General features: G+C 44.3%; 17 protein-coding genes, 1 tRNA gene and 1 pseudogene. 13 read left to right on the top strand and 6 right to left on the bottom strand.

The features are described from left to right. Window positions 1–25 precede the first annotated feature (25 nt). A tRNA-Ser gene (locus ACJMKR_RS06510) sits at window positions 26–112 on the top strand. Window positions 113–158: 46 nt separating this feature from the next. Here ACJMKR_RS06510 and ACJMKR_RS06505 read toward each other — a convergent pair. Next, a pseudogene (locus ACJMKR_RS06505) lies at window positions 159–467 on the bottom strand (tyrosine-type recombinase/integrase); the annotation flags it as partial. A 114-nt stretch (window positions 468–581) separates the two neighbouring features. Between ACJMKR_RS06505 and ACJMKR_RS06500 the strand changes: the two are divergent. The 12 genes from ACJMKR_RS06500 (at window position 582) to ACJMKR_RS06445 (ending at window position 13,660) form a co-directional block, all read left to right on the top strand. After that, window positions 582–2,120 carry a transposase gene (locus ACJMKR_RS06500; protein WP_423062300.1) on the top strand — a complete coding sequence of 513 codons (1,539 nt, stop codon included), beginning with the start codon at window positions 582–584 and terminating at the stop codon, window positions 2,118–2,120. Between the two features lie 102 nt (window positions 2,121–2,222). Then, window positions 2,223–4,073 carry a hypothetical protein gene (locus ACJMKR_RS06495; protein WP_423062381.1) on the top strand — a complete coding sequence of 617 codons (1,851 nt, stop codon included), beginning with the start codon at window positions 2,223–2,225 and terminating at the stop codon, window positions 4,071–4,073. Then, window positions 4,070–5,851 (top strand): hypothetical protein, encoded by a 1,782-nt coding sequence (locus tag ACJMKR_RS06490; protein WP_423062380.1) that lies wholly within the window; start codon window positions 4,070–4,072, stop codon window positions 5,849–5,851. Before ACJMKR_RS06495 ends, ACJMKR_RS06490 begins: the two co-directional genes overlap by 4 nt. Before the next feature lie 148 nt (window positions 5,852–5,999). After that, window positions 6,000–8,408 (top strand): hypothetical protein, encoded by a 2,409-nt coding sequence (locus tag ACJMKR_RS06485; RefSeq protein ID WP_423062379.1) that lies wholly within the window; start codon window positions 6,000–6,002, stop codon window positions 8,406–8,408. Window positions 8,409–8,807: 399 nt separating this feature from the next. Then, on the top strand, window positions 8,808–9,893 hold the full coding sequence (locus ACJMKR_RS06480) for a hypothetical protein (protein ID WP_423062378.1): 1,086 nt from the start codon (window positions 8,808–8,810) through the stop codon (window positions 9,891–9,893). Between the two features lie 2 nt (window positions 9,894–9,895). After that, on the top strand, window positions 9,896–11,344 hold the full coding sequence (locus tag ACJMKR_RS06475; protein WP_423062377.1) for a hypothetical protein: 1,449 nt from the start codon (window positions 9,896–9,898) through the stop codon (window positions 11,342–11,344). Then, window positions 11,344–11,673, top strand: a complete 330-nt coding sequence (locus ACJMKR_RS06470; RefSeq protein ID WP_423062376.1) for a hypothetical protein — start codon at window positions 11,344–11,346, stop codon at window positions 11,671–11,673. Before ACJMKR_RS06475 ends, ACJMKR_RS06470 begins: the two co-directional genes overlap by 1 nt. Window positions 11,674–11,675: 2 nt before the next feature. Beyond that, the gene (locus tag ACJMKR_RS06465; RefSeq protein ID WP_423062375.1) at window positions 11,676–11,837 is read left to right on the top strand and encodes a hypothetical protein; all 162 of its coding nucleotides are present in this window, start codon (window positions 11,676–11,678) and stop codon (window positions 11,835–11,837) included. Continuing rightward, window positions 11,834–12,361 (top strand): hypothetical protein, encoded by a 528-nt coding sequence (locus tag ACJMKR_RS06460; protein WP_423062374.1) that lies wholly within the window; start codon window positions 11,834–11,836, stop codon window positions 12,359–12,361. The genes ACJMKR_RS06465 and ACJMKR_RS06460 overlap by 4 nt, the downstream gene beginning before the upstream one ends. A gap of 3 nt (window positions 12,362–12,364) precedes the next feature. After that, on the top strand, window positions 12,365–12,886 hold the full coding sequence (locus ACJMKR_RS06455; RefSeq protein WP_423062373.1) for a hypothetical protein: 522 nt from the start codon (window positions 12,365–12,367) through the stop codon (window positions 12,884–12,886). Between the two features lie 4 nt (window positions 12,887–12,890). After that, entirely contained in the window at window positions 12,891–13,229 is a 339-nt protein-coding gene (locus ACJMKR_RS06450; RefSeq protein ID WP_423062372.1) for a hypothetical protein, read from the top strand. Further along, the gene (locus tag ACJMKR_RS06445) at window positions 13,226–13,660 is read left to right on the top strand and encodes a hypothetical protein (protein ID WP_423062371.1); all 435 of its coding nucleotides are present in this window, start codon (window positions 13,226–13,228) and stop codon (window positions 13,658–13,660) included. The genes ACJMKR_RS06450 and ACJMKR_RS06445 overlap by 4 nt, the downstream gene beginning before the upstream one ends. On the opposite strand, the gene ACJMKR_RS06440 is transcribed toward ACJMKR_RS06445, so the two are convergent. The 5 genes from ACJMKR_RS06440 to ACJMKR_RS06420 form a co-directional block, all read right to left on the bottom strand. Next, window positions 13,657–14,694, bottom strand: coding sequence for a hypothetical protein (locus ACJMKR_RS06440; protein ID WP_423062370.1), 1,038 nt, complete (start codon window positions 14,692–14,694; stop codon window positions 13,657–13,659). The genes ACJMKR_RS06445 and ACJMKR_RS06440 overlap by 4 nt on opposite strands. A 116-nt stretch (window positions 14,695–14,810) precedes the next feature. Then, entirely contained in the window at window positions 14,811–15,704 is an 894-nt protein-coding gene (locus ACJMKR_RS06435) for an IS982 family transposase (RefSeq protein ID WP_423062298.1), read from the bottom strand. A gap of 885 nt (window positions 15,705–16,589) precedes the next feature. Then, window positions 16,590–17,957: an NAD-dependent succinate-semialdehyde dehydrogenase gene (locus tag ACJMKR_RS06430; protein WP_423062369.1), complete on the bottom strand. Its 1,368-nt coding sequence runs from the start codon at window positions 17,955–17,957 to the stop codon at window positions 16,590–16,592. Between the two features lie 15 nt (window positions 17,958–17,972). Further along, window positions 17,973–19,616: an FMN-binding glutamate synthase family protein gene (locus ACJMKR_RS06425; protein WP_423062368.1), complete on the bottom strand. Its 1,644-nt coding sequence runs from the start codon at window positions 19,614–19,616 to the stop codon at window positions 17,973–17,975. A gap of 20 nt (window positions 19,617–19,636) precedes the next feature. Further along, window positions 19,637–21,280: an acetolactate synthase large subunit gene (locus ACJMKR_RS06420; RefSeq protein WP_423062367.1), complete on the bottom strand. Its 1,644-nt coding sequence runs from the start codon at window positions 21,278–21,280 to the stop codon at window positions 19,637–19,639. Window positions 21,281–21,328: the final 48 nt, after the last annotated feature.

Here is a 21,328-nt window from a genome sequence, read left to right as displayed (position 1 = left end):
ATAAATTTTCTTGGTTTTTTTCATGGGAGAGGTACCGAAGCGGTCATAACGGCACCGACTCGAAATCGGATGGGGCTTTTAGCCCACGCGGGTTCGAATCCCGCCCTCTCCGTTTAAAATCTTTAATATTTATATAGTTAGCGCTAGTTATTTTTAGTTTATTTCTTCTTGTTTTTTTTGTTTTTATCTTTTGTGCCGATTTTGTGCCCAGCATGATTATTAAGCAAGTCCACTCGCTCCGCTTCCTCTTTTAAGTGCTCGCTTGATAAGTGGGCATATTTCAAAACCATTTCGTAGCACGACCATCCTCCCAGTTCCATCAACACAGACAATCTTGTTCCGTTTTGGACATGCCAGCTTGCCCAAGTATGACGCAGATCGTGCCATCTAAAGTCATCTATTTCTGCATTTTTAAGGCAGCGCTTCCAAGTATCACTATCAGGTCCTTTAAAAGGTTTTCTTTTATATTGGACTTTGGATAAATTTATAAAAATAATTAAAAATTGCTTGACATAGAAACCGAAAAAAAATTTTACGTTGTAAACAACGTTTGTTCGAAAAAATAAAATAAGGAACAAACGATGTTAGCGACAGAAAAACTAAAACAATTCCGTACATTCCTCTACAACATCTTCCCCGCGCGACGCGATGCCAATATGAATTTACTCGATGCCCTTTCAAGCCATGGCCATCGCTGCAAAACACCCATAGAATTATGTGAATCGCCATACTTTGAACGTGAATACAGTAGTATTACCGATGCGATTAGCGATGGTTTGTCGGTAGCAAATTGTTGGGATAGCATGATGAAAATACAATATGAACATGTTAGTCATAGCGATGACCGTGTGATCATTATTGCGGATACGACACCACAGTCGCGTCAAAGTGCACACTGTGTTGAAGATCGCCATGTGGTTTACAGCCCTAATCCAGCACCGGGTAACAAACCGATTACCATTGGACATGAATATTCAACGGTATCACTATTGCCCAATGATGGTGCAGCTCAAGAAAAGCATTGGTTAGTTCCACTGGATACGAGGCGCGTTAAAAGCGATGAAAAAGGCAATGTAGTTGGGATGCAGCAAATTAACCGTTGTATTGCAGACTTAGCGCTTACTCATAAATTGGTGGTTAGCGTGGCTGATTCAAAATATGGTACAGAAGCTTGCCGTAAACTGGTTAGCGAAAATCCCAATTGGGTACATCTTTTCCGTTTTAACAGTACCCGTAATGTTTTCGCGCCCGCATCAATAGAAGATAATACCTCAGGAAGTATAAAACGCTATGGTGATGCGATGAAACTAAACGACAGCACGACTCACCGTGAATCCGATGAGATTGTGCAGCAACCCATTACAACCCGCAGTGGCAAAACTTACCAATTGGAGATTAAAATATGGCGTGACCAATTACTGCGTGGTTCAAAGCAATTTAAAGGATATGAGCATCCTGTTACTGTTGTGCAATTGGTTGCGGTTGATGCTAACGGTAAATCTTTATATAAAAATCCACTCTGGTTAGGACTCGCTGGTGAACGACGTAATGAAATCACAGCATTAGAAGCGTATCACTATTACGATAGACGCTATGACATTGAACACTACTTTCGTTTTGGTAAAGACAAACTGTTATTTGACCGATACCAAACACCGGATGTTAAGCACGAAGAAGATTGGTGGCGGATGACAGCATTAGCGTATACGCAACTTTATCTAGCGAGGAATCTTGCCCCGATTTTACCGAAAAAATGGGAGCGGTATTTGCCGAGCTTCCAAGTGGATAACGAAAAACCATCAATAACTGCGACCCCTTCACAAACGCAACGGGGTTTTTCTACGGTGCTTGATACCGTTGGCACGCCTGCTAATCTCTGCAAACCACGCGGTAATCCGCAAGGCAGAACCAAAGGTGATACGCAGGGGAAACGCACGCGACATCCTGCTATTTTCAAAAATAGCAACTCAAAAATTAAAACGATTCAGAGGACTGAAGAAAAGACGCAAAACTCAGACCCTGAAAAAATAGAGGATTTGATTGGGATAGTAAAATCATGGTTGGATAAAATAAATTTTACACCTGAGAAATTCTACGAATTGCTGCAAAAAACAGCTTAAGATTTAGAAACTCACATTTTTTGATTATTGTCCTAACTGGCAAGGGATTTTATTTATCCAAAGTCCAACTCACAAGATAATATTGCCAAGCAAACGGCAGCCTTGAAAGGCGCGCGTGTGGGATTGGAAGCGATGCCGCTGGATGTTAAAGATCGCGCCTCGTTAACGTATTTAATGAGTGCGCACGACGATCAATTTAATAGTTTTGTGGGTGGCATTCAGTTGCGCCAAGCACGTTTGATGGCGCATGAACACATTGTGTCAACATTGCCGGATGATGTTACTGCAGCGACTATCGCGGGACTTCATGGCAATCTCCAAGAGTCGCAGCAATTAACCTCAGACATACAAGACCGATTAGAACATGGTTTGACATCTGGCGCATTGTCACGTTCTGAGTACGATCGTGCGATTGAATTTCTGCATGCCAAGCACGACCAAGCACAACAATTAATGCAAACATTATCGCCGGATAATTTTACACCCGAAGGCTATCATGCAGCGCAAGCATTTGGGTTCGAAAAAAGTGTAGCGCCTGCTGTGAAAAATACGATTGTGCAACATCACACACAATGGTTTTATGATTACCACTCTCGGGATACCACATACCGTGATTTTATGGCGGATGCCCAGCAGGGTAAAATTAATATTAATGCCTATCTGAACTTCACGCCGATGCAAGCCCAAGAGGCGCGTTTGCAATTACAGGGTATTGTGATTGCCAAAGGGGCGATTGAAAGTGGACAGTCGTATCCGCAGTTGCAACAGCGCATGACGGAAATCGAAAAAAATCCTGCGCCCACTTTAAGTGAGCAAGCAGAGCTGAATCATTACAAAATTTATAGCGAAAAGTTAACCGTGGATTTTCCAGATGCAATGGCGGATACGGTGTTAGGACGACAAGCACGCCAACAGTACAACGCACACGTAGCAAATATCGAAGACAGCGGCGTTTTATCGCCTGAAGCGAAAGCGCAGCAACTTCAAGAAGCGAAACAGCAGTATTATAAATCACTGGTGAACGGCGCCCTTGCAATGGGCATGCCGCCCAAGCTGATCAAACCGATTCCGCAGGGTGTAATGCGTAAAGCAGAGTCGGGTTTCACTTTAAATGCCGACCCAACAGTGACGACAGACTTCATTAAGCAACATGCCGCTATGGGTGTATGGATGGCAGCCAGTGCGAGCACGCCGAGGCGACAAGAGATTTTTAATCTTGGGTGGTTGCTCATGAATACTCCATATTACAAGTTGTTAGCGCCGATGATCAGTGCAAATCAAGTGGGCCGTGATCATTCGAATGTAAAGGTAAAAAATAACAATATTCTTGATGTGATAGAAGACAAGGGTATGTCAACTATCCTAGGACATACAGCTACCCGAGATGCGCTGAATTTTATAGCGCAGCAACCGAATGGTGCTGCACGTGTGCAAGCGTTAAAGGGTGTAATAAGAAACACATTGTTGTTTCATGGAGGCGCGAATAATGATTATAGCTTGGCACACTTAAGTGATTACCAGGCCAAGATTGATTCCATGATGAAAGCTGCTTACCCGATAATTAAAGACCATGCGTTCACATCCCCTGGGCATTATGGGTTTAATACGCGCACGATACCGGTGAGTAAAATGCAAGCGGAGGCTCTATCAGGGTATATTTTTAGAGTTGCGCTTCCTGATAAAGCGAAACAATACGCATCGTCTGAGATGAAAAAACATGGATGGGTTGACAGAATGATTCATCATAATTTAAGTATGGACCCTTTTTATCTCACGAATACGCCGGATGGTCGCCTGGTTGTCATTAATCAAAACACAGGAGAGACAGTTTACAGTGAGCGTTTCACGCACCATTTATTGCAAAGTGCATCGGCTTGGTACAAAACAATTTTCCCTTTAAAGGAAGATGCAAAAACGTTCGATCCATTACGTGATGGAGATATCGTGCAGTGACATTATTAGAAACGCAACAAGCGCATCCTGAATCTCTATTAACGCCGCCTGTAGAAAAGCCAAGCTTCTTTCGCACGATGGCAACATCGGCAGTCAGAACAGCAGTAGAGCCGGTAATTTTGCCGCAATTAGCTGAGGATAAATTATTTCCAACACCCGAGCGCGATAAACGCATACGCACTCTATTAGATTCTTTTGAACCGTTACCGAATTCATTTACCGGAGCAAGTTCTACTGCTCAATATGTCGGGGATTTTATTGGTATGGCGGTGAGTCCTTTTAATTGGTTAAGCGATGGTGCGGGTGGTATTGCCGCACATGCAGCAACAGAAGGGTTATTAGGTGGTGCTGAAAAATTTCTGTTACATCGTGAAGTATCTGCGTCGGTTAAAAAACAGTTACTCACCTACGCAACGGCAGGAGGCACAGGCGCCGCTGCTTTTTTACCACAATCGGTAGTAGAAAATTACGACCTTAATCAACATCGTATTCATTGGGGTGGTGTTGCTGAAAATGCGGGGCTTGGTGCACTCGGTGGCCTCTTTTTACCCGCAGTCCCCTTTGCGTTTCGATTATTAAAACGCCTCAAAGCAAACGATGTACCCTTAACGCCTGAAGAAGCCTCTTTCGAGACTGATTATGAAAAAAATATAGCAAAGCCTGAAACGCAGACTGAAGACGTTTCATTGGAAGCTGTGTTGGCGCGCGATGAGCAAGCGCAAGCCATTATACAAAAATACAAACCCAATCTTGAATTAGACAACGGCAAAGTGCCGCTGCATTTTATGGATCATGACGATACGGTCAATTTGCAAGCGGCTATCGCGCATGCGCTAGCCACAAAAACTGAAGCTGGATTGGATACCCGCTTAGCTAAAGCAATTATTGATGGTCATGTGGAACGCGTTCTATCCGATGAGGACATGGTGAATGGCCTGGATGAATTTCGGCGTTATCAGTCTAAAGTGGTGCAAGATCGACGAGCCCTCGCAAAACAACATCAAGCTGCACTTTTTTCACGATTGAATAAATTGCGCCCGCATTCACGTAAACTGGAATTGTCACAGCAATCACTGTATCGCAAATTACAAGACGGTGACATTACGATACAGGATATTCAGACGCATTTACAGGATGTACCGAAAGCTGTTGAAGAAAAATTGAAAGACGATGCTGTTAACTTGCTATCCCCGCGCGAAGAATTGCAAAAAATTACCTCACGCTTATTTGATGACAAGGGGAACCCCCATCACGATTTTTTTAAATCCCGTTATTTTAGACGCTTGCAAGATTTAGCGCGTGAATGGCAAGCGGCAAAAGCCCTGCTACAGCATGCGGGTTATCGGTATGAAACGGAGCGTCAAACACAATTTTTACGTTTGGCGGATTACTTTTTAAAAACGGCGAGTGAGATTCAGCCATTAGGCGCACGTTTGCAATCCGTGCGAGACAGCTTGCAAGCAGCATCGAGGGTGAAACGAGAGCCGACTATCGATGTGCATTCGGAAAAACCCACACACACGATTGAATCGATTGAAGACCAATTACCCTTTGAGCGTACGCGTGATAATCGTGAGGCGTATGATTTAGCAACGTCCGCTTTAGCAAAAGCCAAAGCCCTAAAAAATAATCGCGAGGCTTTCGATGCGCGCCATGGAGAGCGAAGCGAAGGCGCGTATTCCGCGGTAGGCTCGGATTTTTTGCCGAGCGTAAGCGACTGCAAAAAATCTTTACGAGCCGTCAAGTCATTTGAGAGCCCGTGCGTAGTCGAGCCGTGAGGTCGCGGAGCGCGGGCGACGAGGACGTCCGCGGCTATTTAAGTTGTCGCGTATTGCGAGTCGATTATTGACAGGGATGGCAATAATCTATCACGAGCATCGCGACACGCTTGAGAGAATTTAATGCGCTGTGTACGAGGAGCGACCTATGGCTGATATTGCCGGTTGTATTGAAGAAGCTAAAAAAGTCTTTGCAGATTTTACTGAAAACGAATTGCGTGATTATGTGGGGCAAGTGCAGCATTTGGTCAAAACAGAAGGCATATCGTATCCGCAAGCCATAGCCACCATTGCGGATGCACAAACCGAGGATGCTCTTCAAGCAGCACGCAGTGTCGCTGAAACGGAGCGCAAAGTAACCACGCTGGTGGATGCCATTAAAGCAGGCAAAGCTTCTTTACGCAGTGTCATGGTGCGCATGAGTAGCAAACGCCAGAATTTATCGAACAATGTGGAGTCTGCTGCTAAAGCCTATCAAAATAAATTAGCGAGTAGCTTATTGGATCGTTTGGATGATGAGGCCCTGCATCACTTTATACAAGGCGATCTCGATGAAGCGATTGCGCATGCCTATGATACTGGTGAAGGTGATGGGGTTACAAAAACCATTGCGCAGGCCATCAAACAATTTCAAAAAGACAGCGATTACTATTTGGTGCGCTCGGGTGCGTACCGATTGAATGAATTACATCCTAAACGTTTTTTTAAAGCGATTCATGACCCTACTAAATTATTAGGCAAAAGCAATGGGCTTTTAAAAAATGTATGGCATACGATGACACGTCAAACGATGCCGATTGAACACGCGAAAGCGCGCTGGAAATCGATTGTCAAAGCTAATTTGGATAGCGATGCAACGTTTAGTAAAACGAAAGCGGTTGATGCAGAGGGCAACATTGATGATGCGGAAGTGGAGCACATTTTAGATAAAATTTTTGATCGGATTGTCCGCGGTGATTCGGATGGACTGTTAAATAACATGGTAGCACCTGACTTAGAAACGGTGCTCAAGCGCAAAGATATGTTTTTTGTATGGAAAGATATGCGCAGTTTTTTAAATTATGCGCGTGAATATGGGGATAACAGTTTGTATCGTTCCGCGATGCGTGATTTACATGCGACCAGTCGCCGTGCGGGATTGTGTGATATTTTTGGAACGGCACCCCAGTATGCTTATAACCGTGTCATCAAAACATTGCCTAGTGAGACGCTGAGCAAACAAAACCGCTGGTATCTCAGCAACGATACTATTTTTAAATACATTACGGGTGAGACGAGTCGGATTAAACATTATACCCTGGCTGCGATAGGTGCAAATCTTAGGGCATTGACCGGCATGTCGGCCAATGGATCACTTCTGTTTTCCTCCTTGTCGGATGTCAATATTGCCGCCTCCTTTTTGTCCCAGACAGTAGATATGCCGTATTTTCAAGCCTTCCTGCACTCCATGAACGGAATTTTTAAACAATACACGGATGCGGATGCAAAGCATATTGCCAAGATGATGCATTTATCGTTACACCATGAAATGGGGTATATCGGTCGCTTTGTCGATGCCAACAATTTATCGAACGTCACGTCTAAATTCAGTCGCTTGTTTTATAAAGGCATTGGCATGCAAGCCAAAGATGATGGGCATCGTGTCGGTGTGTTGTCTGCTATGAGTCGAGTCATGGCGATGGATAAAGACAAAGCGTTTGAAAGTCTCTCACCAAAACGTCAAAAATTATTAACGGAATTGAACATACATCGTGAGGAGTGGAATGTTTATCGCCGCCATATCAAAGGTCGGTATTGGGGTTTGGAATCATTAGATGATGTGAGCGATGATGAAATCAAAGCCCTGCGCGACAAACTCTACGGTGCTGAGACAGACGTGCCGTTGTCACAAGTGCGGTTGGATTTGTATCGGAAACTCCATACGTTTTTTGATGTGGGGAGCGATCATGCCATTTTAAATCCCGGTTGGTATGAACAAGCCTTTATGGCGCAAGGGACGCACGCAGGCACCGTTACTGGTGAGGCGTGGCGTTTTTTCATGCAATTTAAAGGGTTTTTAAGTGCGTATTGGAATCGCGTGATGTACGGTGGGTTTGCCAATGCTGACGGTGCGCAAGCGAAAGTGTTAGCGGGACTTCAAAATTTTTTATATGTCATACCGCTCTCTTATTTATCCGATTATTTTTACAATCTCTCGCAAGGGAAATCCATGCCACCGGTCAGCAACGCACCCGTAAAAGATATTGTTGGTTGGATGGCGCCTGGGATGGGGGTTTTGCTACGTGCTTTGGACGCGAATCACCAAAACAGCGATTTAATTTGGGCGTTATTAAAAACACCTTCCCTGACTACGATGGGCAACATGGGTTCGGTGCCGTTGCGATTACTGTCTGGCGATCCTCACGGTGCGGTGCGTGAAGTTGGGCGTGCCGTGTCGGATTTTTTGCCGTTATCCCGCGCCCCTCTGATTAATCCGTATCTTCAAACTTTATTAGGTCAGCAACGGTATGTGGAAGCAAACCAACAGATTTTGTACGGACCAGATAGCACGCACTAGAGGAGAATAATCATGACAACCTTCCGATGCGAGCCATGGAGAGGCGAAGCCGATGGCGAGTATTCCGCGGCAGCCGCCGATTTTTGACAGAGCGGAGTGCCGAAGGAACGGAGTTCCGTAGGCAGCGTAGCGAGTGGCAAAAATCTGTAGGCGGCGTCGAGTCATCTGGAGACAGTGCGCAGTCGGCCGCGAGGTCGCGGAGCGCTGTCGACGGGGACGTCCGCGGCTATTTAGGTTGTCGCGTATTGCGAGTCGATTATTGACAGGGATGCCAATAATCTATCACGAGCATCGCGACACACTTCATCATTACCGCCTCAAAGTACCATTAACCAATACATCGCGGATGGGACGCAAACTCAGTTTGATTATCATTATTTGATTTTGTTGGACGATGACATGGATGTGTACGTGACGCCACCGCATCAAGAGCCCGCTAAAACTGATTTAGTTACTACGGGCTTTACGGTAACGAATAGGGGTCATGAAGACGGTGGTAGTGTGCTGTTTGACACAGCGCCTAAGGCGAATGCCCTAATTACATTGATTCGCCATGTAAAACCCGAATTGCAGACTGCCTTTAAGAATGCGCGTAACTTCAGCGGGGCGGCGTTAGATAACGCACTGCAGCGATTATTGTTATTGATTCAACAAAACACGACACAGATTGAAACCAAGGTCTTGCGTTATTTGCAAAATGCCCTAATGAGTAACCCCGCACAAAACATTTTACCGAAATTAAATGATGGGGATATTTGGAAGCGCGTTGGAGATTCCATTATCAATGTGCAGTTAGCAGAAAATCCTGATGTGGGCACGTTCCGCAGCGAGCTCAATAGCGCAACCGAAGGCTCAGATGGGGCACGTCTCGTTGGCTATTATAATGATAGGTTAGTACCGAAACAGTCGAGCGTTGACGCGGCTTTATCGACGCTGATTCGTGAGCTCCAAGAGATCAAACGGTTTTCAATTTTTCAAACCGGCTTTGTGATCTCAGCACTGTTAACTGAGATGGACGGGTTTGTGCGTATGGATGATGGGACGATAGGTAATGCAGATTCCAAGGCAAGCACTCGTGCGAATGCAGATACTCATGATTTATTCCTCCTGTTATGGACACAATACAGCGACGCGATGGCGCCCGTTACCGGTGGACGTGGGGAGAGTGCCGAGTCAGATTGGCAGGCCAATAAAATGATTCAACTCCTAAGCAGCACGGGTCGTGTGATAGGAAATGTATCGGATAAACATGTTTTAGGCAGCATTGATGGGGAAGCACAACATACGCTGAGTGTAGCCGAATTACCGCCGCATCAACACAGTTTTAGTGGGTGTAATTACTCGGCTGCCTCCCACGGTGGCGGTGGCAGTGCTTTTTTATCAGAAAAACTCACCACATCGGATGGCAGTGACCACGGATTAAAGGGAGAGCCCCATAACAACATGCAGCCAACACTGTTTTTAAATTATTTTATCAAATTATAACAATGAGCAAGATAAACACACTGGAAAAAGAAATTAAACGTCATCACCGTCAAGAAGCGAGTGCATTTACACTGGGCCAGACGGCCAATAGTGATGTCTGTTTGCACTTTAAAGATGGTTCTGAGAAAAATCTCTTGCCAATTACCTTGCGGCCGTACCAATACGCATTACACCAAGCGTTTTATGAGAAAGGGTATCGTCGCTTTTTTGAAGTATTGCCGCGACGCGCGGGTAAAGAAGTGGAAAGCTGGAGCCTACTGCTAAAAGAAGCCGTCTTGAATCCAGGCCCCTATGCCATGATTTATCCAACGTATGCCTCAGCGCGTAAAATTTTATGGGATGGATTTTTAACGGACCCATTGACCAACACAGCGATTCGCTTCATTGATTTTATGCCGAAAGAGTTAGTGGCGACTAAAAGCAAACAAAAGATGCAGATTATCCTGACCAACGGCTCGATTATTTCTTTGCTCGGCTCAGAACAGTATGACCGCCTGCGCGGCATTAATCTTAAGGGTGCTGTTTTTTCGGAGTATGCCTGGAGTGATCCGCGTGCGTATCGCACCTTAATGCCGATTTTCAAAAATAACAAAGGGTTTTATATCTTACAAACCACCTATGACGGTATGAATCATGCGTATCGCTTAATGCAATCGGTGAAAAATCAGTCGGACTGGTTTACGCGTGAAGCATCGGCATTGACTTTAGTGAATGAAAACGGTGAGCGCTACATTACCGATGCGATGATTGAGGAAAGTCGTCGTGATGGGATGCCGGAATATCTCATTCAACAAGAATACTTTTGCGCAGTCACCTTGAATGAAAGCATCCATTATTTTGCGCGTGCCATGAAAGATGCTGAAGAGGATGACCGTTTTAAAGAAAACATTCATGAAACTCGTCACAAGGTTCATATTGCGTTTGATTTGGGTTTTGATGACATGATGGCACTCGTATTTTTCCAATTGGATGAATACAACAAACCGCGGGTCATTCATTATTACGAAGAGCGGCGGAAAAGTCTGAATGCGTATTTAGAGTATATCGATCGATATTTGAAGCCCAAAAACTTACGTAAAGGCTCTTTAATATTACCGCATGACGGTGCGAATCACAGCATTCAAACCGGCAAAAGCACATTGGAATTATTAGAAGATTGCGGTGAAAGTGTAGTGGCGACGAAACGCATCGCTAACCAACACGAAGGAACGCAGCTCATTCGGGAGTATATTTATCGCACCACCTTTGATACAATCAATGCTGATCGTTTGATCGAATGCTTATCCCACTACGCGCAAGATTTTGATGAAAAGCGCGGCCTCTACAAAGATACCCCCAAACACGATTGGTCCAGTCACGGCGTAAAAGCCTTTCAGACGATGGCGTTGGCGCTACGCGATGATTTCATTGACAGTGCGTTGACCGATTATAGTCAGGTAGGGTGGTATTAATGAATGCACTGAATTATGTGATCACGCCGCTGGGTAATAAAACGACCTACATTCCCTTTAACAGTGATGATCGCTATGGGGCGACATTGCAAGCGAATGAAAAGGCAACGTTTGCTATTCCAGAGGATGCGAGGGTTTTTTATATTGCGAGTCAAGCAACGGTTCACGTTGGGTTTGAAGATTTTACGCCTGTCTCGGAGAGTCAATTTAAAAAAATTGAGTACGTCAGCGATCAAGTGGGCGTGGTGATTCCTGAAGACAAAATCACGTTAACGGTCGTCAATGGTAATCAGGCGCAGCACGTGGCTATTTATTTTTATGGGTTATGAGTATGCGGTTAAGACAATTAATTAACGATATTTGCCATATGCCGATAGCGCTGTATGCAGAGCATAGGGTGCTGCCGATTCATGACGCGCAATTATTACAAGAAAATGGCGCACCCGTGTTGTTAGAGAATAACGCTGCCTTATTACTGGAGGTAGGTGCATGAGTGCGGGCAAAAAGATCAGTGAATTGCCGGAAGCAACCGAGCTTGAGCAGGATGATGTGTTTGTGATTGCAACGCCTGCACAAGCAAACAAGCGGGTGACGATGAGCCGTTTGTTTGAATCCCTGCATGGAGCGTGTACGGTGGACGACGCTAAAAATCGTGAATACACAGCCGGCGAAGTGGTGAATATTGTGGATTTTAAAAACCCTTATCACATTGCGCACGGGGAATTCATGTGCTTTTGTTACACGCAAAAACCCACTTGGTTCGATGGCGATATTGATAATGCCTTATACGCGGTGAATCGCTCGGGCGACAGAAATATTCTGATCAATACAGCGTTATCGGACGCGCGCAGTTTAATCTTAAAACTCGATGAGGCTAAAGAATTAGCGCACTTATTAAATAATACGGGGAAGCTCTTTTTTGAGCCCTCGCAAAAGAAGCTTTGCACCATGATTGATAATGTTGTGCGGGCTGTTCGACTAAAATCGTTTCAATCGTTAGACAAAACAGGAGTCTGAATCATGCGTCACACTGATGAAAGCGCCTTATTAATACCTGAAGAATCCATTCCATTAGAGACCTGGTGTATGGTTGGCAACGACAGATATCAGGGTCGCGAGGAGGAAACGTGCTTTATAGCTGAGCCCCCTCCTTACTATGCCACCTTCGAGTCAACGCATTCGATGCGTACACGACCTGAGTATGAGCGCATCACGGGATTGCTACGAAACATATCGCTGCATCCACGGGTAAAAACGGGTCTGAAGGTAGTACTTGCGTTGGCCGGTATTGCATTGCTGCTGGCACTCATCGAATATCTGAGCCGTTTTGACTCTGAAGATGGCACCGTTACCACAACGCCTGCGTCAACGGATTATTCGAGCAGCACAACCATGAGCACAACCGTTACTACAACTCCCTCATTTTTTACCACCACAGTGCCTACCCGGGGTCCGGTCACAACCACGTTACCGCCTGACCAGCGTTGTGTGGTCGTGCCCGAATGTTGTGATGATTGGTCGCAGTGGATTTGTCAAAGGTGAAACGATGAGCGATCTTTTTAAAAAACTTAATAACGACACGATTGCAGGCATTATTTTTGTAGCAAAGCTCGGCGTTGTCTTTCTCGTTAAAAAATGGGTGGAGACGTTTTCAGAGACAGTGTTTGCAGCCTTAAAGAAGCGCAAGGGTACGATGTTAGTGCCGGCTTTTGTGTTAGTCGTGTGGTTCCCCGTCGGCTCTATCATTGAGGCTTATTTTTTAAAGCACGATGGGCTGCACGGTCTGTGGACGATCGTGGTTGATGCGTATTTGACGTATTTCTTTTGCGTATTGCTGCGGGTCTTTTTTAAGCGCGTGAAGTCAGAGCAGAAGGCAGTATCATGAATCCGATTAAAATTATTTGGTCGATTGTGAAAGCTATTTTTGAAGGGCTCAAAAAACGCTCACAAGAAACCCAAGATTTAAAGCTTGCTGAAATTAAAGCCCGAAAAGAAATGGTACTCTCAAAACAGTTGGCGGTAGCGCAGTGGGAGTTGGCGCAGTTAGTCGACAAGGACAAACCATTGCGGCTCCTCTCGTTTGCCTTATTTTCCTCGCCCTTTTGGTCCGGATTTTTGGGTCCTGATTTTCATCAGTATGCGTTGGGCCTTTGGCACAGCCTAACGCCGTTTCAAGAAAACATTTTAGCCATGATTTGTGCCGCCGTTTTCGGTCGGAAAACGATTCCGAACTTCATCGGCGGCACCGTGCAGGCTGTGGTGGGCGGCTTTCGGAAACCGCAGTTGCCGGAGCCTGAAGAAACAAGAAAAAACTAAGTTATGCGAGGCAATCTCAAATCCATTGCGCCTGTTGAGTCGTATTTAATTTCTTCTTCGTGAAATGGATGCTGGTTTTTTTGAAATACATTTCGTGGATAATGTTGATGAGTATAACGTTTGCGTTTATTTGGTATAGCCTCCTCAACATTTGGGCTAGCACTACGCTTTGAAGGCGAGGTATTATTCGGACACACCACAGACTGTGTCGAAAATAGACTGTATGGATTATTACGTACAGAGATAACAGTTTGATTTTGATCTGATTGCGCTGAGGATGACATTAATCGCTCTTGTGGATTGCGCCTTTCTTCATGCATTTTATCTGTGGTGCTGTCAGGTTCAATTACAGGTTGTGGAGGTTGGTACTTGAATAACTGTTCTTTGGTAGCTTTTGGTAAACGTGATTTTTTAATTTTATTAATCCGCTGCTGTTTTTTCCTTTCATCAATGTTCGGGTTATGAAGGTAATTACATAGGATTTGGTAGGGAATTTTTCGAAAGGCCTCGGTGGAATGAGAGGCTAATATTTTTTCGATACCACGGTCTTCAGCAGCGAAAGCCGCAATTCTTCCATCAGGAATTTTGCGAATGGTCTCAGGGGAATGAGAGGCTAATATTTTTTCGATACCACCGTCTTTAGCAGCGAAAGCTTCAATGCTCTCATCAGGAATTTTTCGAATGGCCTCAGGGGAACGAGAGGCTAATATTTTTTCGATACCACCGTCTTTAGCAGCGAAAGCCGCAATTCTTCCATCAGGAATTTTGCGAATGGTCTCAGGGGAACGAGAGGCTAATATTTTTTCGATACTACCGTCTTTAGCAGCGAAAGCCGCAATTCTTCCATCAGGAATTTTGCGAATGGTCTCAGGGGAACGAGAGGCTAATATTTTTTCGATACGTCGTCGCTGCTCTTGTTCGTCTGTTGAAGCATCTGATAAATAATCTGTAATTTGATTGAGATACGGTTTAACCTGTTTTGTGGATTGTTTGCTTAGGGTCTTTTCTAACCCTTGGAATACCTGGTTCACCATGATATTTGCTCCTATATCGTATGGGCTGACTTACCTTCTTTGTAAAATTGTTGAGTCGCTTCATTGCGCTGTGATTATATTAATCACCTAATCTGAAGGATTTATTAAAAATAACCTCAGTTCTGGATAACTGCGTATAAATTATTCTTTATATTGTTGGTTTTTATTCCTGGTTTGTTTGGTCGCCAAGAATAGGCAATTAGCGCTGCAAGGGTATTGACTAAAAAATTAATCGGACTACGATGACGCGAATGCTCAACATGATACAAGTTTTTCAACTGATCGATAATCGTTTCTACGATGCCACGTTGTTTTAGGAAAAACTTTTCAAATGCAGAAAGCATTTTGTTCTTCATATTTTTACGGACTTTTGTCACAAATTTTAAATCGTGTTTTGCCAAATCGTCCGCAAGATCTTTTCCAAGATACCCTTTATCGCCAGCGCCCAACCCCTTTAAATTAGCCATTAATTTTCTAACAACAGCGCGATCATCCACGTTCCCTTTCGTTAAACAAAAACGGATTAATTCCCCTTGATGATTAATCACAATATGTAGTTTAAAGCCGTAAACCCAGCCCATTGTGCTTTTACTGCGTTTAGCAATGCCTTTGAAAACCTTGTTTCGATAAATTCGTTTATTGTGGCATACGCGTAGTGTAGTTGAGTCAATATAATACAATCCCGTGTGTTTGCCCTTTCTCGAAAGCAAATAGGCGGCGAGCATCATTAGCGCTGCTGATTGGCAGGCGACAAAACGTGTGTAACTCAGCGCCGTAGGAAAATACTTCTTCATGTCTTGTAAAACACATCCACAATAAAAATCCTTAAATGTGCGATAGTGACTCATTTGAAACAACACAATGATGGTGCCAATTTCAGACAAGCTCATTTGCATCGCTCGATCTCGTTTTCTGTCTGGGTTCGGTAGCAAATACTTTGATTGACCTTTCAAATAATCCTTGCAAAAATCATCCATATCACAAAAAATCTCCGTGACCGGTGCCAACATGATTAACTCCTGTTACATTATTTAGCTGTAATTTTGGAGCTAAATTTTAGCGGTTCCGGTCTTTTTTTCAATTATTTCATTCACTTATTCCTTTTCTTATACAGAACTCAGGTTAAAAATAGATACAAATACGAGATATTTTCGTTTCTGGTTAGTTATTATTCAATCAATGGGGTTCATTTTTCCTAAAAAAGCTACCCTAAGCTCATTCATTCTGGGAAGCACACAAGAAAACGGTCTAAATTACCTTTTTTCACTGTGCCCATTTTGTGCCAACTTTGAAAAGTAGGCAACGGTGTCATGCGGTTTCTAGCGGCATTAAACAAAAGTGGAATTATTTTAACGTATTGTTTTTAAAAGGTTCTTATGAATCCTCGTCTGACTCGAAATCGGATGGGGCCTTTATTGGCCCACGCGGGTTCGAATCCCGCCCTCTCCGTTCCAATCTATTGGATAAGGCCAAAGGTCTTACCCAATAGATTGGCTGAGAGAATGATGGAATTCGAACCCGCGTGATATTAAAGTTGGGTTTGACAAAATCGGCAGGGATTGCCGATTTTGAACGGCCGTAGGCCGGCCCGAAGGGCGAGTGACCAGGAGGGTCACGAGTAATCCCGCCCTCTCCGTTTCAATCTGCTGGATTGGAAAAGAATTTCAATTGCGGCAAAGAGAAAGGGTCCGTGTTTTAGGGCGTTAGTGCCAGGATGGCACTAAGCAGCTACGGATGGCGCTTCCCGAAAAACACGGACTCTTTCTCGTACTGGCAAGCAATTGAAATTCAAGAGCGATAGCACGCTGCTGCGGTCATGAGACTCCTCGCTTCGCTCGGAGTGACACATGTGATGGCGTTCCGCATCTAGAGGGCACAGACTTACTATTTTAATTTTAAGCGATTGATATGGTCTTAACATTCATGAACGCCTGAATACCTTCCGCAGCCAGCTCGCGCCCGTATCCTGATTGTTTAATACCACCAAAAGGCAAACGAGGGTCTGATTTTACATATGTGTTAACAGCGCAACTGCCTGCACGGATTTTCTCTCGAGCGATTTTTTCACCCCGCTCAAGATCCTGCGTAAATACCGCAGCGGCTAAGCCATATTTTGTATCGTTCGCAAGCTCGATGGCGTGTGTTTCATCTTTCGCACGAATCAACGCAATAACCGGGCCAAAAATTTCAGTATCGAATGCAGCCATACCGGGTTTCACGTCGGTTAAGACGGTGGGTGGGTAATAAAACCCTTGGCCTTTGGGCAGCTCTCCACCGGTTTCGCATTTTGCACCTTTTTGAATACTTTCTTGAACTTGTTTGTGAACCTCGGCACGTAAATCTTCTCGTGCCATGGGGCCCATGTTGGTGTCTCGACTCATAGGATTACCCACGTGATACTCTTTAATTTTTTTCAACACCATTTCTTTAAATTTATCGTAAACTGAATCGACAATAATCATGCGCTTTGCAGCGATACACACTTGTCCGGTGTTGTTTAATCGCGATGCCACACAGTTTTCAACGGCGATATTTAAATCCGCATCTTCTAAAACGACGTAAGGATCGCTGCCACCGAGCTCTAATACAACTTTCTTTAGCGATCTTCCTGCTTCGTTGCCTACGGCTGCGCCGGCGCGCTCGCTACCCGTTAATGTCACTGCGGCAACTTTTGGGTTGGCGATGACGTTGGCTGCTTCGTCGGTATCGATGATTAATGTGCGAAAAATATTTTTAGGCAAACCTGCTTCTTGCAATAATTTTTCAATTTCTAATGCGGTTCCCGTCGAAATCGGCGCATGTTTTAAAAGGCAGCCGTGACCCGCCATCAAATTTGGTGCGCAAAAGCGAAAAACTTGCCACATCGGAAAATTCCACGGCATGATGGCGAAAATAACACCCGCGGGTCGATAAGCCACATAGCTTTTTTTCATTTCGGTTTTGATGGGTCTCGGCTTTAATAGGTCTTCAGCATTATCAGCATAATATTCGCAAACCCAAGCACATTTTTCGGCTTCTGCTTCACCGGCTGTGATGGGTTTACCCATTTCCTTTGCCATTAATTCGGCGTATTTAGTTTTATTTTTTCGTAATAAATCGGCAGCCTGATGCAGTAATTTACTGCGTTCCGTAAAACTCGTGTCCCGCCATTTTAAATAATCGTTATAGGTATCATCGATGAGTTGATCAACTTCTTGTGATGACATTTCCTTGTACGACTTAATGGTTTCACCGGTTGCGGGATTTACAGTTTGTATGGTCATTGTTAATTACCTCTTTTATTTTGTATGGCTGGGGGCACGGTGGGTTTCTTCTATGACACCACGGAAATCATTTGCTTGTGAGCGCTCCCATATCGCCATGTAATCTTCGGGTGCTGTGCCGTTCAAGATGTCGTTAGGTTTAAGATAAGGGAAAATTTCATCGTAAGTTAACGCTTTATCTTTACTGACTCGGCGATGGATGATGCGTGGATGCAAGTCTTCGGGTTTATCGAGACCCGTAGCACCTAATACGGAAAGAAAGCTTTTGAGTGTGTTGCGATGAAAATTGGCGACGTACGGTGCTTTCTTATCGATATCCAATGCATAACGACGTTTGGGATCTTGTGTAGTGACACCTGTGGGGCAGGTGTTTAAGTGGCAGCGTCGCGATTGCACGCAACCCAATGCAAACATCATGCCGCGAGCACTATTACAAATGTCAGCGCCCAGCGCAATTTTGGTTATCATATCAAAGCCGGTGATAATTTTGCCGCTGGCGATTAAACGAATGTGTTCGCGCAACCCGGTTCCAACCAAACAGTTGTGAGCGAAGATTAAGCCTTCATTTACAGGTACGCCAACGCGGTTTGTAAATTCAATCGGTGCTGCACCGGTTCCACCTTCAGAACCATCGATCACGATAAAATCGGGATAAATACCTGTTTCTAACATCGCCTTGCAGATGCCCATAAATTCGCGACGTATGCCAATACATAATTTAAATCCAGAAGGTTTGCCGCCGCTCAATTCTCGTAATTGTTGGACAAACTCCAACAGTCCGATTGGTGTTGAATAGGTGGAATGAGCGGGAGGTGATAAACAATCAACACCTTCTTTTACACCACGCGCTTCTGCTAATTCTTTGGTAACTTTAACACCTGGTAATATTGCACCGTGTGAAGGTTTAGCCCCTTGAGAAATTTTAATTTCCACCATTTTGACATTCGGGTGCTGCGCTTTTTCTTTAAATAATTCAGGATCGAATTTTCCGTCTTTTGTGCGACATCCAAAATAACCTGTGCCTATTTCCCAAACGATATCGCCACCTTCCATCAAATGGTATTTGCTTAATCCACCTTCGCCGGTGTCTTGATGGAAGCGTCCTAATCGCGCACCACGGTTTAAGGCGCGAACAGCTTCTGCACTAATCGCTCCAAAACTCATCGCAGATACGTTCAAACGTGAGGAACTGTGAGGATGTTTGCATTGTGGTCCGCCGATTATCACACGCGTTGAGCCGTCGAGTTTAGGCTCTTTGGGTGACATAGACTGATTGACCCATTCATAGCCGACTTCGTGCACGTCCAGTTGTGTACCGAATGGCACGGTATCTTCCGTTTGTGCAGCTCTTTCATAAACAAGATAGCGTTGTGCATGGCTAAAAGGCGTTGCGCTCAATTCAGTTTCAATGAAGTAAGCCTGTATTTGCGGGCGTATTTTTAATAACGTGTAACGCCAATGACCCCAAACAGGGTAGTTTCTTAATATATTGCTGCATCTCTGAAAAATATCATAAAGACCAATTAAAAATAGGGGAACCACACCGATGAGGAACCATAAGATTGGTAACCAGAAAAAAGCAACGATGATAATTACGGCGAATGAAATAGCAGAGATGATATAATACCAAAGCCTAAAAATCATTGGTTCACGTGCCATATTTTACTCCCATCATTTAATTAGTGACTTAATAATTCACCTAAGCGTTTCGTGAGTTTTAGGTTTTCACTGTAGTCTACAGGAATGACGATAACAGAAGGGCAATGTTTTTCAGCGAATGCTTTTTTCAGCTCGGGAACAAATTCCTCAACGGCAGTGAGGCGAACGGCTTTACAGCTAAACCCTTCTGCAACTTTTACTAAATCAGCACCGTTTAAATCGATGTGAGAATGTTTACCAAATTCCATTTCTTGTTTCCATTCAATTAATCCATATTGGTGATCTTCCCAAACTAAAACGGTAAAAGGCATTTTATAGCGTCCTGCGGTTGCAAGCGCTTGGATACTCATGATGAATCCACCATCGCCACACAAGGCGACTATGCGTTTTTCTGGATATAACTGTTTTGCGGTAAAAGCACTTGGCATCGCAATTCCCATGGAACAAAATCCATTGCTAATAAAGCATGTATTTGGTTTATAGGTAGGGTATTGACGCGCTACCCACATTTTGTGAGCGCCGACATCGCTAATTAAAATGTCGTCATCGCGCATTTCTTTGCGTAGGTCGCTTAGAATGCGCTGGGGTTTCATCGGAAAAGAATCATCATCGCTATGTTTTTCAAGATCAGCCGTGATTTCATCACGTATTTTTGCAAATTTGCTTTCATCTTTTTTTTGTTTGTTTGTTAATTTTGAATTAATTTGTCTTAAGATGCCGGTTATTTCACCGACTAATTCTATTTCAGGTAAGTAATTTTTATCAACTTCGGCGGGCAGGGTGTCGATATGAATAATTTTTTTCTGACAACCGCTATTCCATCGGTCGGGATGCCACTCAACCATATCGTAACCGATGGCGATAACCAAATCGGATTCGTCAAAAGTCTTGAGTGCGATATCTTTCATGCCTAGACCAACACAATATAGAGATTTGGGGTGTCTTGCAGAAATAGCACCTTTGCCCATGAATGTAACAGCGCCATAAATTCCCGTTTTGTCCATAAATTCTTTCAATTCTTTGTTGCAAGATTCACGCACGGCACCAGAACCCACTAGCAACAAAGGCGCTTGTGCATTTTCAATGAGTTCTAAAGCCATTTCGACGTGGTGCGATTCAACGCCGCGCTCAAACTTATTGACTGGGTGATAAATTGGTTTTGCATCCGTATCTTCTTTCGCGATATTTTCGGGTAATTCGACAACTACGGCACCGGGTTTGCTGGTGATAGCCACTTTGAACGCTTTTTCGAGTACTTCGGGAATAACGTTTTGATCGCGAATGGATGTTGCCCACTTTGTGACGGGTTGATACATCGGGATGGCATGCACATTTTGATGCGATTCTTTATGCAAGCGAGTTGTCGCTGCTTGGCCGATGATAGCAATTAAGGGTGAATGATCGAGTTGCGCGCTGACAACGCCTGTTGCGAGATTCGTTGCGCCGGGACCGAGTGTTGATAAACAAATTCCTGGGCTGCCTGTTAAACGGCCGTACATATCGGCCATAAATGCAGCACTTTGCTCGTGATTGCAAATGATAAATTCAATGGAGGAGTTTAGTAGCGAAATCATGATGTCCGCATTTTCTTCACCCGGCACACCATACATATATTTTACACCGCGCTCTTCGAGGCAGCGCAAAAAAAGGTCAGAGGCTTTCATAGGATTTCCTTATCGTCGCAAGTCTCTTTGACATAGTTATAATTATCG

This window comes from Candidiatus Paracoxiella cheracis, assembly GCF_049348705.1.
In the GTDB taxonomy this organism is placed as follows: Bacteria; Pseudomonadota; Gammaproteobacteria; order Coxiellales; family Coxiellaceae; genus Paracoxiella; species Paracoxiella cheracis.
The sequence above is the reverse complement of the archived record's forward strand: the minus strand, read 5'-3'. Positions and strand labels throughout refer to the sequence as shown.